At 35.2% G+C, this 13024-nt stretch carries 17 protein-coding genes; 4 read left to right on the forward strand and 13 right to left on the reverse strand.

Translation table 11 applies throughout. The annotated features are described in order from the left end of the window. Positions 1 to 13: 13 nt before the first annotated feature. The 10 genes from P7122_RS12640 to P7122_RS12685 form a co-directional block, all read right to left on the reverse strand. Complete coding sequence (locus P7122_RS12640; protein WP_278006169.1) at positions 14 to 322, reverse strand: hypothetical protein; 309 nt, start codon at positions 320 to 322, stop codon at positions 14 to 16. Next, positions 322 to 1497, reverse strand: a complete 1176-nt coding sequence (locus P7122_RS12645) for a 3-hydroxyacyl-CoA dehydrogenase NAD-binding domain-containing protein (protein WP_278006170.1) — start codon at positions 1495 to 1497, stop codon at positions 322 to 324. The genes P7122_RS12640 and P7122_RS12645 overlap by 1 nt, the downstream gene beginning before the upstream one ends. A 44-nt stretch (positions 1498 to 1541) precedes the next feature. Next, positions 1542 to 2480 (reverse strand): pyridoxal-phosphate dependent enzyme, encoded by a 939-nt coding sequence (locus P7122_RS12650; protein WP_278006171.1) that lies wholly within the window; start codon positions 2478 to 2480, stop codon positions 1542 to 1544. Positions 2481 to 2523: 43 nt separating this feature from the next. Then, the gene (locus tag P7122_RS12655; protein WP_278006172.1) at positions 2524 to 3303 is read right to left on the reverse strand and encodes an enoyl-CoA hydratase-related protein; all 780 of its coding nucleotides are present in this window, start codon (positions 3301 to 3303) and stop codon (positions 2524 to 2526) included. A 60-nt stretch (positions 3304 to 3363) separates the two neighbouring features. Next, positions 3364 to 3864, reverse strand: coding sequence for a 1,2-phenylacetyl-CoA epoxidase subunit PaaD (paaD, locus tag P7122_RS12660; RefSeq protein ID WP_278006173.1), 501 nt, complete (start codon positions 3862 to 3864; stop codon positions 3364 to 3366). Between the two features lie 36 nt (positions 3865 to 3900). Further along, positions 3901 to 4656: a 1,2-phenylacetyl-CoA epoxidase subunit PaaC gene (paaC, locus tag P7122_RS12665; protein ID WP_278006174.1), complete on the reverse strand. Its 756-nt coding sequence runs from the start codon at positions 4654 to 4656 to the stop codon at positions 3901 to 3903. Positions 4657 to 4754: 98 nt separating this feature from the next. Further along, positions 4755 to 5045 carry a 1,2-phenylacetyl-CoA epoxidase subunit PaaB gene (gene paaB, locus P7122_RS12670; protein WP_076620128.1) on the reverse strand — a complete coding sequence of 97 codons (291 nt, stop codon included), beginning with the start codon at positions 5043 to 5045 and terminating at the stop codon, positions 4755 to 4757. A gap of 76 nt (positions 5046 to 5121) precedes the next feature. After that, positions 5122 to 6078 (reverse strand): 1,2-phenylacetyl-CoA epoxidase subunit PaaA, encoded by a 957-nt coding sequence (paaA, locus tag P7122_RS12675; RefSeq protein WP_347402820.1) that lies wholly within the window; start codon positions 6076 to 6078, stop codon positions 5122 to 5124. 169 nt (positions 6079 to 6247) lie between these two features. Then, a complete protein-coding gene (gene paaE, locus P7122_RS12680; protein WP_278006175.1) occupies positions 6248 to 7321 on the reverse strand; it encodes a 1,2-phenylacetyl-CoA epoxidase subunit PaaE in 1074 nt (357 codons plus the stop codon). A gap of 118 nt (positions 7322 to 7439) precedes the next feature. Continuing rightward, positions 7440 to 8012 (reverse strand): TetR/AcrR family transcriptional regulator, encoded by a 573-nt coding sequence (locus P7122_RS12685; protein ID WP_278006176.1) that lies wholly within the window; start codon positions 8010 to 8012, stop codon positions 7440 to 7442. Positions 8013 to 8058: 46 nt separating this feature from the next. Here P7122_RS12685 and P7122_RS12690 point away from each other — a divergent pair, with 46 nt between their 5' ends. Beyond that, on the forward strand, positions 8059 to 8364 hold the full coding sequence (locus P7122_RS12690) for a rhodanese-like domain-containing protein (protein ID WP_278006177.1): 306 nt from the start codon (positions 8059 to 8061) through the stop codon (positions 8362 to 8364). On the opposite strand, the gene P7122_RS12695 is transcribed toward P7122_RS12690, so the two are convergent. After that, positions 8359 to 8973: a DUF4230 domain-containing protein gene (locus tag P7122_RS12695; protein ID WP_278006178.1), complete on the reverse strand. Its 615-nt coding sequence runs from the start codon at positions 8971 to 8973 to the stop codon at positions 8359 to 8361. The two genes, P7122_RS12690 and P7122_RS12695, sit on opposite strands and share 6 nt — an antisense overlap. Before the next feature lie 352 nt (positions 8974 to 9325). Here P7122_RS12695 and P7122_RS12700 point away from each other — a divergent pair, with 352 nt between their 5' ends. Beyond that, on the forward strand, positions 9326 to 10075 hold the full coding sequence (locus P7122_RS12700) for a hypothetical protein (protein ID WP_278006179.1): 750 nt from the start codon (positions 9326 to 9328) through the stop codon (positions 10073 to 10075). Positions 10076 to 10082: 7 nt separating this feature from the next. Here the strand turns inward: P7122_RS12700 and gldC are convergent, their stop codons facing one another. Both gldC and gldB read right to left on the reverse strand, forming a co-directional pair. After that, the gene (gene gldC, locus P7122_RS12705) at positions 10083 to 10421 is read right to left on the reverse strand and encodes a gliding motility protein GldC (protein ID WP_278006180.1); all 339 of its coding nucleotides are present in this window, start codon (positions 10419 to 10421) and stop codon (positions 10083 to 10085) included. Next, the gene (gldB, locus tag P7122_RS12710; protein WP_278006181.1) at positions 10421 to 11383 is read right to left on the reverse strand and encodes a gliding motility lipoprotein GldB; all 963 of its coding nucleotides are present in this window, start codon (positions 11381 to 11383) and stop codon (positions 10421 to 10423) included. Before gldB ends, gldC begins: the two co-directional genes overlap by 1 nt. 85 nt (positions 11384 to 11468) lie before the next feature. Here gldB and nadE point away from each other — a divergent pair, with 85 nt between their 5' ends. Together nadE and P7122_RS12720 are read left to right on the forward strand one after the other, a co-directional pair. Then, on the forward strand, positions 11469 to 12257 hold the full coding sequence (gene nadE / locus P7122_RS12715) for an NAD(+) synthase (RefSeq protein WP_278006182.1): 789 nt from the start codon (positions 11469 to 11471) through the stop codon (positions 12255 to 12257). 137 nt (positions 12258 to 12394) lie between these two features. Next, a complete protein-coding gene (locus P7122_RS12720) occupies positions 12395 to 13024 on the forward strand; it encodes a response regulator (RefSeq protein WP_278006183.1) in 630 nt (209 codons plus the stop codon).

The raw sequence follows: 13024 nt of genomic DNA on the forward strand, positions 1-13024 counted from the left end.
ATATCTCTTCCTTTCAATTCTTTTCTTTATAAATTTCACACTCTGTATTCTTTAAATAAGAATTAGAAATTATTTTAGACTCTTCTTTATCTTTACTTTGAATAAAAAGTGCAATAGAATTAAGTCCTTTTTCAAAGTTCTCTCTATTATTAACCAATGCTATTCCCTTAATTTTCCTTCGAATCTTTTTATCCTCAAATTTGAACTCAACGCACTCTCCTATTTCAACATTTTCATTATCAATCGTATACCCAAATAAAGTCAAACCTTCTCCTTTCATAACTGCAACAAATTGAACAAAGAAAACAGCACTTTTTTGCATTAAAAGAATGTTTTATTTTCTTTATTCATTTTACGCAACAACGGACTGCAACGGTAACGGTCTTCGTGGTACTCGTTGTATAATTCATCTAGTTTGACTACACACCAATCAATGCCTTTTTCATCTGCCCAAGCTAATAATCCTTTTGGGTAATTAACCCCTTTGGTCATAGCGTTGTCTATATCTTCTGCTGATGCGATGTTTAGAAACAAAGCGTCTGCTGCTTCGTTGATTAACATTACTAGAACACGGTCGAAAATGGTTTGAGCCAAATCTTCACGAGATCCTGAATCAAGTTCAGGATGACAAGTATTTATAATTTTTCCATTTTGGTCGTAATCATAGTAACCTTTTCCAAATTTTCTTCCTAAATAGCCTGCTTCACTTAAACGTTTTTGTGTGAAACTAGGTTTGTATCTTGGGTCGAAATAAAAGGCTGTAAACACGGTTTCCGTTACTGTGTAATTGACATCGTTACCAATGAAATCCATTAATTCGAATGGTCCCATTCTAAAACCTCCCAATGTTTTTAAACTATGGTCAATGGTTTCAAAATCAGCAATGCCTTCTTCGTAAATTCTTAACGCTTCTCCGTAAAATGGTCGCGCTACACGGTTTACGATAAAACCAGGTGTATCCTTGGCAACAGCTACTGTTTTCTTCCAACTTTTTATAGTTTCAACAGATTTGTCTAAAACTGCTTTTGAGGTTTGCACTGCTGGAATAACCTCAACCAACTTCATTAATGGTGCTGGGTTGAAAAAGTGAATTCCGATACAACGCTCCGGCTTTTGCAATGATGATGCTATGGATGCTATCGATAAACTCGATGTATTTGATGCAATGATACAATCATCCGCAACATAGCTTTCCAATTCTGAAAAGACTTTCTTCTTGATATCGATATTTTCTACAATAGCTTCAATCGTAAGATTTGAATCTGCTAATGCTTTCAGGCTATCGACATACCTGATATTTGACTGAATTCTGTTTTTTTCTTCAGCATCTATTCGACCTTTTTCTATGAGTCTATTTAATATTTTTTCAAGGCTTGCTTTAGCTTTATCTAAAGCCGCTTGGTTGGTATCGTATAATTCCACGGAACAACCTGCAGTTGCCGCTACTTGAGCGATACCGCTTCCCATTGTTCCTGAACCTATTATTCCTACGTTCATATTTGTTTTTTATTGAGATCCTGAAACAAATTCAGGATGACAAATCATCCAAAGGGAAGATTTGTCAAATCTACATTTCCGCCAGAAATGATGATTCCGACGTTCTTATTTTTAAATTCTTCTTTATTCTTTAAAACAGCCGCAAAAGCTACTGCGCTTGATGGCTCTACAACTATTTTCATTCGTTCCCAAATGAGTTGCATAGCCTCTTTAATTTCTTGTTCTTCTACTCTAATAATTTTATTTACCAAAGCTTTAATGATTGGAAAATTACGGTCGCCTAAATAGGTTTTTAGGCCATCTGCAATGGTATTTGCGCTTTCGTTTTTTTCAATCTTACCTGATTTTAAAGAACGATAAGCATCATCGACTTCCTTTGGTTCTGCACCTATTATTTTGCAATTTGGTGTAAACTGATTAACAGCTAAAGCTGTACCTGCTAATAATCCACCACCTCCAACTGGTGTAATAATTACATCAAGATTAGGCTGTTCTTCTAACAACTCCATTGCTGCTGTCGCATTACCGTAAATCACTTCATCCTGATTAGATGGATGTAAAAATGAGGCTTTGGTTTCTTTCTGAATTTTATTGGCCGTGAACTCTCTCGCTTCAGCTGTTGACTCACATTCTATAATTTTGCCACCATAGGTTTTAACACCATTTTTTTTGGCTTGTGGTGCATTTTCTGGCATAACGATATATGCCTTAACACCAATTTTCTTGGCAGCTAATGAAACAGCTTGAGCAAAATTACCTGAAGAGTGTGTTACGACTCCACCTTTTCTTTCTTCATCAGAAAGGGATAAAATCGCGTTTGCTGCACCTCTCATTTTAAACGCTCCCATTCTTTGAAAGTTTTCGCATTTAAAAAACCCATTACAACCTGCTATTTCATCTAATAATTGTGATGTTAACACAGGTGTTTTGTGAATAAATGGTTTTATTCTTTGGTGGGTTTGTATGAGAAGTTCTTTATTCATAATTGGTGAGATCCTGAATCAAGTTCAGGATGATAGACCTAAGTTATTTTCCTTTAAAAGTTGGTTTACGTTTTTCTACAAAAGCTGAAACGCCTTCTTCGTAATCTTTAGTTTGAGCTGCTTCGATCTGTAATTTTGATTCTAATGCTAACTGTTCTTCTAAATTATTGGTTAAAGATTGATTAAACGCTTCCTTAATTTTCCCTAAAGCTAATGTTGGCATATTAGCGAGTTTTAAGGCTAATTTATTCACTTCTTCTTCAAAACTTTCTAATGGCAACACTTTGTAAATCATTCCCATTTTTTCGGCTTCATCGGCAGAGACTTTATCTCCTAACATCGCTAGTGCTGATGCTTTTTGAAAACCGATTAAACGAGGTAAAAAGAACGTTCCTGCACTATCAGGAATCAAACCTATTAAACTAAATGCTTGTATGAAACTTACTTTTTCGTTAGCCACAACGATATCACAAGCCAATGCAATGTTAGCTCCTGCACCAGCCGCCACACCATTTATCGCACCAATGATTGGTTTTTTAATATTTCTAATTCTGGTGATGATTGGGTTGTAATGCTCTTCTAGAATTTTCTTGAATCCTGGATTTAGTTCCGGACTTGTTACTTCTTTTAAATCTTGACCTGCGCAAAATGCTTTTCCGTTTCCGGTTAGCACAATTGCTCTTACTTCAGAATTACTTTCGCAATCGTCAAAAACTTGCTGTAGGTTTAATGCCATTTCACGGTTGAAGCTATTAAAAACTTCTGGTCGGTTTAGTGTGATGTAGGCTATGTTGTTTTCTATTTTTAGTTCTATTGAACTCATAATTTTATAATTATTAATCTTAATGAGATCCTGAAACGAGTTTAGGATAACAACAAGTTGTCACTTCAAACATTTAAAATAATCAAATGGCTCTTGACAGTCGTTGCACTGAAATTGTGCTTTGCAAGCCGTTGAACCAAATTGACTTATCATTTTTGTATTTGCACTTCCGCATTGCGGACATTTTACTAATTGTTTTCCTTCCAGCAACACGGACTTGTCAGCTTCTTCATCTAATGGTGCTGCGATACCATAATCTTCGAGTGCTTTTCTGCCTCTTGGTGTAATCCAATCGGTTGTCCAAGCTGGATGTAAAATCAAATCTACTTCAGCTATATAACCTGCTTTTTGCATTGCGCGTTTGATATCATCTCCGATAACATCCATAGCAGGACAGCCACTGTAAGTTGGTGTGATTTCGATTTTTACAATATCATTTTCGATAACAGCAGAACGCACAACACCCATATCCATAATGGATAATACTGGAATTTCTGGATCTGAAATAGACTCCAGAACCTTTACCAGTTTTGGGTTGATATGTTGCTCTGTTGTTGTCATTATTTTAAAAGAGATTCCTGCTTTCGCAGGAATTTGTTACCATTCCATATTTGGATAGGTACGTTGCATATATTGTAAATCGGCCAGCAAGTAACCCATATGTTCGGTATGAATGCCTTGCTTTCCTCCTTTTTGAAAGTATTTGCTTTCTGGAACGCTTAACGTTGCTTCTTCTAAAACTGCGTTTACTTCTTCGTAATAAGCATCTTTTAATTTAGTAACATCTACTCCAACGCCTTCAGCAACCATAGCTTTATCAGCTTCGGTTTGATGGAATAACTCATCGGTATACGTCCATAAATCATTTATTGCTGTTTGAATACGACTATGACTTTCTTCAGTACCATCTCCTAATCGCTTAATCCAATCAGATGAGAAACGCTTATGGTAACTCACTTCTTTGATGGATTTTTTTGCAATTGCAGACAGATTTAAATCAGTACTTTTTTCTAATTCGGTTAGCATTAAAAAATGATATACATCGAATAAGAATTGTCTTGCCATTGTGTACCCAAAATCGGTATTTGGCTGTTCTACCAATAAAACATTGAAGTATTCGCGTTCTTTACGAAGCATCGCGATATCATCTTCTGTTCTGCCATCTCCGGCAATTTTTGTTGCATATTGATAATAACTACGTACTTGCCCTAATAAATCTAACGACATATTGGTGCACGCGATATCGGTTTCTAAACTTGGTCCGTGACCGCAAAGCTCTCCTAATCTCTGACCGAGAATTAGGCTGTTATCTGCGATTCCCAGGATGTAGTTGTATAAGTTTTCGTTTTTCATTTTTAATCAAATTGAGACCTTTCGACTGCGCTTAAGGTGACATTTAACATAAATAAAGAGATCCTGAAACGAGTTCAGGATGACAAAGCCTTGCTTTGTTACATATGTTTTACGTCGTCTGGTAAATCATAAAATGTTGGATGACGATACACCTTATCTTGTGCTGGTTCAAATAATTCGCCATTATGCTCTGGATTTGATGCTGTAATATGCTTACTTTCTACAACCCAAATACTTACACCTTCGTTACGTCTTGTGTAAACGTCTCTTGCATTTTCTAAAGCCATTTCTGCATCTGCTGCGTGAAGACTTCCGAAATGACGATGTTCTAATCCGTTTTTACTTCTTACGAAAACCTCCCAAAGTGGCCAGTTCTTTTTATTAGACATTAGATATTAGATGTTAGATGTTAGACTTTATCAGAGTACTTCTCTCATTTCTCATTTCTCGAGTCTAACCTTCTGATTATACTACTTGTTTGTTTTTTCTTTCTTGTTGTTTTTCAGCGTGAGCCATAGCTGCGTCTCTAACCCATTCGCCACGTTCCCAAGCGCCAACTCTTGCTTTCATTCTTGCTTTGTTCATTGGTCCGTGACCTTTTACAACTTGCCAGAATTCTTCCCAATCAATTTCTCCGAAATCATAACTTTGACGCTCTTCGTTCCATTTTAAATCTGGGTCTGGAATTGTTAATCCTAAAATATCAGCTTGTGGCACGGTTTGGTCAATAAACTGCTGACGTAACTCGTCATTGGTTTTTCGCTTCAATTTCCATTTCATTGATTGTTCGGTGTGAACCGACATATCATCAGTTGGCCCTAACATCATTAAACTTGGCCACCACCAACGGTTAAGTGCATCTTGTGCCATTTCTTTTTGTTCTGGTGTTCCATTGCAAAGCTTTAGCATAATTTCGTAACCTTGGCGCTGGTGAAAACTTTCTTCTTTACACACGCGTACCATTGCTCTTGCATAAGGCCCGAAAGAGGTACTACAAAGTGGCACTTGATTGATAATAGCTGCACCATCTACCAACCAGCCGATAGCTCCCATATCTGCCCAAGTTACTGTTGGGTAATTGAATATGGAAGAATATTTTGCTTTACCCGAATGCAATTGCTCGTACAACTCGTCTCGCGAGATGCCTAATGTTTCGCAAGCACTGTATAGGTATAATCCATGACCAGCTTCATCCTGTACTTTTGCCAATAAGGCTACTTTACGACGTAAGGATGGCGCACGAGTAATCCAGTTACCTTCTGGTAACATTCCTACAATTTCGGAATGTGCGTGCTGACTAATTTGCCTAATATGCGTTTGGCGATATTTTTCTGGCATCCAGTCTTTAGGTTCAATTTTTTCGTCGCGAGCGATACGCGCTTCAAATTGCTCTTCTAGGTTTTTTATTTGTTCTTCACTCATTTCTTTTAGCTTTTGGCTATTAGCATTTCGCTGTTAGCTAGTGAAACTTAATTTTTATAGCTGCTGGCTATTTGCCATTGGCTGTTGGTGCGTTAAGGATTGAGGCTTTGTTGAAGCTCCTCGTAGAGAGCGACTGCCGAAAGCCTGACCCTTGGGTAACGCCATTATTTTACACGTCGAAATCGACCACCACTTTTTTAGTAGTTGGAACGGCTTGACAACTTAACACATAGTTTTGTGCGACTTCATCTTCTTCTAATGCGTAGTTGATTTTCATTTCAACTTCGCCTTCCATTACTTGGCACTTACAGGTACTGCAAACGCCTCCTTTGCATGCAAAAGGCAAATCTGCTCCGGCAGTTAGTGCACCATCTAAAATATTATCATCGTCTTGCTGCATTGTGAAACGGAATTCTTTTCCGCCATCAATAATAACAACTTCGACACCATCAATTTTTTGTTCTGATAAACGCTCAACACGTTTTTTATCTTCTTCGGTTAGGCCTTTTACAAATAATTCGAAATGAATTAAATCTTTTGGTAAACCGGCTTCAGCCAGATAATTACTCACGTAATTGACCATATCTTCTGGTCCGCACAAAAACACTTCGCTTGTATCTGGAATATCAATGAATGTTTTGGTGAGCACTTTCATTTTTTCATCATCAAAACGACCATTGAACAACTCAATATCTCGCTTTTCTTTGGTTAGGAAATAATAGATTTCCAAACGACCGAAATAGGTGTTTCTTAATTGCTCTAACTCTTCCTTAAAGATAATGGATTTTGCTGTTCTATTGACATAAAACAACTTACAAGTTGAGTTTGGCTCTGCTGCCAAATGCGCTTTAATCATTGAAAGAATTGGCGTAACACCACTTCCTGCTGCAAAAAACAAGTAGTTTTTAGCATTGTCTACATTACAATCTACGCCAAATGTTCCGCTAGGTGCCATAACATCTAGCTCGTCTCCTGCTTTTAAAGTGCTATTGACAAAGGTTGAAAACTTCCCTCCTGGAATTTCTTTGACTGCCACTTTCCATTCGTTATCAAATGGACTAGAACATAGCGAATATGAGCGACGTACATCTTCGCCATTAATTAATGCCTTAAGCGTTAAATGTTGCCCTTGCGAGAATTTAAATTCGCCTTGCAATGCTTCAGGAATATCAAAAGTTACAACTGATGTATCTTTTGTTTCCTTGTAAATATCTTTTATTCTTAATTTATGAAAATCTGCCATTTTGGTGACAACTAGAATTGATTTATAAAATTTAGCATTATTAAGATTCCTGCTTTCGCAGAAATGACAATGAAACTAACACTTGTTAGTTTCATTGTCAAATTTACAAAAAATTAATCTAATTTTTGTTAATTCCCTGAATGAGTACCGTACTTAATTGTTGAGACAATTTTTCTGGATTGCGATACTCTTTTTTGGGTATCCATGAATACAGCGATCTGAGGGTTGTTAATATTGAGAACAACATTATCTCAATATTCTCGTCAATAATTTCGTCTTTCTTCACTCCTTCTGCTATGATTTCTCTTAATTCTTCTTCATAATTAGTCCGTAGCTCTAAATAGTAATCTAACTTTTCTTCTAAGTGCATCCAATCATTATTTAAAGATGCCATTCCATAAGGGTTTTGAGATGCAATCTTAACGTGTAGTTTTACAACCTCTTCAATTTTTTTGATGTTTGATTTTTCGGATTGTTGAATTTGCCTTAAACCACTTGTAAACTCTTCTGCCAGAGTAATAATAATCTCTTTTAAGATTTGCTGTTTAGATTTTATGTGATTGTATAAGCTTGCCGCTTTCATTCCCATTGCAGATGCCAAATCACGCATTGTTACTGCGCTGTAACCTTTTTCTTTGAAGAGTTTGGCTGCAGTTTTTATAATTTCGTCTTTACGTGTTTCGGTTTTCAATTTTAGGAAGTGATTAATTCAACGTAAATTTATAAAAAAGAAAACTATGGGATTTTTAGATTTTATTTTTGGAAGCAAGAAGCGACAAGTTGATGAATTTTTAGAAAATGGTGCAGTAATTCTTGATGTGCGTAGCCAACGTGAATGGGATGCTGGCCACATTGAAAATGCTGTACATATTCCGCTAGACCAATTGAACAATAGAGTTGACGAGATAAAAAAACTAAGCAAACCAGTAGTAACTTGTTGTGCTAGTGGTGTGCGCTCTGCTAAAGCTGCGAAGTTTTTAAATTTGAATAATATTGAAGCTACTAATGGTGGCGGCTGGGTTTCTCTAAAAGGCAAACTATAGTTTAAGCGTATTTAAACCTTCCAGACTCTCAACAGGCGTTTGGTTGTACTCAAGTGTCCAACCAAGGGAATTGGTAAGAATATAGAATTTTGAGAGTTCGCTTAACAATCTATTTTGCGCGTTGGACTTTAAATCTGACGCTTCAATTTTCTTCATTAATTGTTTGCGCACCGTTTTTTTGATTTCGTTGTAATCTTTAGCCTTAAAAGGATTGAGATAATCTGCCTGAATATCGTAATATTCAAAATCTGGACTTATTTTTATTTCTTCCTCTGGTATACTCAATATCTGTAGTGTCTTTGTGGTTTCATCGATATTGTATTCAATTTTAGACAAGTCGTAAGCTACTGTTACATCTGCATTTACTACCACAATTGCCTTTTTTTCAGCTTCTAATAAATCACCAAAGACACGTTTGGAGTTTTCGTACGTAAAGACTTCACTGAAATGACCTTCGGTAACAACAAGTTTACTAACGTTTTTTAACTGCTCTTGTATTAAAGCCGAATTTTCCTTTATAATAGTTTGCTCGTTTTTTTTATCTCCACAATATTTAAAAGTGAAGAGAACAACCAATGTAATTATAACTCCAAATAAGATTTTTCGCATAAGCTAATTTAAAAAAATTATATGCTTCATGGTCTTTTAAAAACAAAAAAAACACTAGTTTCCTTCTCTAATAAAGGCCCAACTAATGTTTATTTAATAAAAAACTAACACTACAAATTTAGTCTCATTTTTCAAATTATAGATTACCAAATTCTTATCTATATATTAACTGTATGTAACACTTCTCTACTTTACCGATTTTTTAAAACACACACCGAACACACATACTTTTCAACTAAAAAAAACACCTTATAGCCTAAGAATAGTAATAATTAAAGACACCAAATTATCTTTACACCAAGTTTTGAACTAAACTCTTTTTGTTTCCCCAAAAAACAAAAAAAACCTACTTATGATGACAAGATTTTTAACAGCATTTCTACTGCTTTTGGCTACTGTTGTATATAGCCAAAAATCAACTTTACTTAAAAATATTAACTATAGAGCAAGTGAGCTACATCACAGCTTAAATAAAGTTGGAGATACTCTAATTTTAAAAGGTGAACGCACCATAGATAAAGTTGAGATTTTTAATAGTGATTTTCAGAAAGCTTACATAGTAAACCGTCTTGACACCAAAATACCTTTAACTGACATTCCTGTTGGAAGGTTTGTTACTGAGGTGAAGGTAAACAACAAACTCATCATCATAACCCTCTTAAGACACGAGAATTTTGATAATGAATCTGATCTCACCGAAACAACCGAAATAGATACAGAAGAGCAAAATAGTATTTTTGGGCAATCTACTCATCAAAACAAATCTGAAGGTAAATCTATGTCTAATCTTGACTCTGAAGACGTCATAGACGAATCATTAGATAAGCCTGTAAGATTTTATTGGATTGAAAAACAAATTAACAAAGGTCACAGCTCTAGCAAAAAAATGCGCATTGGAGACAGAGAAGTTGTAGATAAAATGATTGCTCAACATAAAATAGACTTAAAGTCTAAAGCAGGAAAACATAATAAATTAACAATCTGGGAAGTATACGACACTTCAAAGTTTTTACGCTTTAAAAAACACAACCCAGACTATGCAACTGTAAAAAAAGCAGATTGTTTTAATACAGATCCTTTTTACAAATCTGAAGGTAGTTAGGCAAAACCTACTTTTTCTTAAGCTCTAATTTTTCTGCAAAATAATCGCAGAAATCTTTCATTGTAGCTGTCATTTTTTCATCTTGTGTAGCTCTTAAAAATGTATCGCTCATGGTAACTAATGTCTGATGAAAAAACTGCTTCATCTCATCAACAGGCATATCTTTGGTCCACAAATCTATTTTCAGAGTTTCTTGAGCATTGCTATCCCAAACTGAAAGCATTATAGCTTTAGCTTCTTCATTATTAACACCTCCATCTTGTGCAGACCAGTTTAATTTTTCTGGCACTCTGTTTTCATCAAGTTCTACGTTTAATTCTATTTTTGAAGTTATAGTTTTAGACATTATTTCTTTGGTTTAAATTTTGCTTTGTTAAAAATTTCTTCGGGTTCTTTTTCTAAAATGGCTAGCACATTTTCGTCTGTTGTTTCTGCATAAGCTCTCACTATTTGCCAACCTATATATTGCCCTAATCGTCCTGGAGATTCATTATCTAATTCTAAATAAAACTTAGAGTAAGGTGCATCTGCAATAAAACGACTTGGTAATTTACTATCTGTACTAAACAGCAATTCTTTTTCTATAAAATAGCTCCAGATCGGACTTTCGTTAGCTTCTGCCCATTTTAATTCTTGCTCTGTATATCCTATTTTTTCGGCATCAGTTTTAAACGGAATCATTACATCTTTAAAGTACAGCAACTTACCGTAATAGATCATTTCATCTAAAAGGGTTTTATGACTGGATTGATAGGCATACTTTTTTCCGTAAGCTTCGGCCACTTCTGGCACAATCTGATTTTTACGCATATTCTGCACTAAATACCTTGGTATATTTTGATAAAATTCATGATTTTCACCTAAAAAATTATCTAATGCTACAAGCAACAGCGAATCTGTAACTATAGTTTTGTTCCTGTAGTCTACATCGTTAGTTAATGTAACTACCCTTGGTGCGGTAAATGTCTTATCGTAGTATTTTAAGTGCTGAAACAGTTTTTCAAAATCTTTATTTACATCTTTAAAATCTGGAAATGCCTTACCAACCTCTATTAACAATTGATTTTGCAAAGTATCATTAATTCTATCAATCCATACAGAATCTGGCACATACTTAGAAAACAAAAACGGATAAGCTTGCTTTAATTTGGGTAAATCTGAAGGTTTTGCAGCTGCATAAGCTTTATCAAAACGTTCAACGATAAAGTCTACTTCAATTTTTGAAATTTCCTCCTCTAACTTATCATCCTCATTACAAGACGCCAAAGTGAAACTCAGTATTAATAATAAGAAAATTCTTAATGACATTTTACGAAACATTTTTAATCCTAACACGTTTCCGTTATTTTTGTTGTGCAAAGGTACGTTTTCTTTGTTTTAAATTGTAAACATTATGCAAACAGAAAAGGTTGTAGATCACATTGTAAATTGGCTAAAAAACTATGCAAATAATGCAAAGGTTAATGGTTTTGTTGTTGGTATTTCTGGCGGAATAGATTCTGCCGTAACCTCAACACTTTGTGCCAAAACTGGCTTAGACCTTTTATGCATAGAAATGCCTATTCACCAAGCTGCAAGTCATGTAACCAGAGCTCAAGAACATATTGCACAATTAAAGAAACGTTTTCCTAATGTAAGTGAGGCTCGTGTTGACTTAACTCCTGTTTTTGAAGAGTTTAAAACCGAAGTAAGCTTAGATGGCAAACAAGCTACTGTAGATATGGCTTTAGCTAACACCAGAGCCAGATTAAGAATGACTACACTCTACTACTACGCAGGTTTACACGGACGTTTGGTTGCCGGAACAGGCAACAAAGTTGAAGACTTTGGTGTAGGTTTTTACACCAAATATGGTGATGGAGGTGTAGACCTAAGCCCAATTGCTGATTTATTAAAATCTGAGGTCTATGAAATTGGAAATCTTCTTAATGTACCAGCATCTATTATGGAGGCTGCACCAAGTGATGGATTGTTTGGAGATGCTAGAAGTGACGAAGACCAAATAGGAGCTTCTTATCCTGAACTTGAATGGGCTATGAAAATGAAGGATGAAGGCAAAACCTCAAATGACTTTTCTGGACGACAAAAAGAGGTTTTTGACATTTTCATGAGCTACAACTCTAGAAATCAACACAAAATGATTCCTATTCCTATTTGTGAAATTCCTAAAAATTTAAGATAATTATTGCAGTTTATCGAATAATTTTCTCTAACTGCTTATTTTTTGATTACCTTTACTAAGCCATTATCCCCTTGAAAATCTTGACTTAGTAATAATTGTTATCATACTGATTAACCTTAACTAAACTCTCTATTGTCATGATACGTATTTTGATTGTTGATAACCATCCTATCGTAAGAACAGGTCTAGAGCTCTACTTAAACAGTAAGCCAGATTTAAACGTTGTTGGTAAACTAAGTAGCGGAATTGAAATTTTTGAATTTGTAAGACGTCATGATGTCGATGTTATTATTTCAGAAATTGACTTACCTGAGCTTAATGGAATTACAGCATTAAGGGCAATAAAAAAGGAAAATCAATCGGTTAATGTACTTATGTTTAGCCACCAACCAGAAGAAATCTATGCCATAAGCACTCTAAAAGCTGGTGCATCTGGTTACTTAAATAAAACTTGCAGTGTAGAAGCTATAGAGGCTGCAGTAAGAAAAATACATAGAGGCGAAGTGTCTCTAAGCGAAAAAATGGATAAGCACTTGCGTTACGAAGATACTCGCAAGAGCAGAAGCCGTATGTTTAAAAAGCTCTCTACAAGAGAAGTTGAAGTTCTTAAACTTTTATCTATTGGACGCAAAAACAAAGAAATTGCAGAAGAATTAGATATTAACGAAAAAACTGTAAGCACCTACAAAGCAAGACTTTTTAAGAAGCTTAATGTAAATAATATTGTAGATTTAATTCATCAAGCCAAACACCACAACTTAACTTAG

It is taken from the genome of Winogradskyella marincola, from assembly GCF_029624125.1.
Taxonomy (GTDB): domain Bacteria; phylum Bacteroidota; class Bacteroidia; order Flavobacteriales; family Flavobacteriaceae; genus Winogradskyella; species Winogradskyella marincola.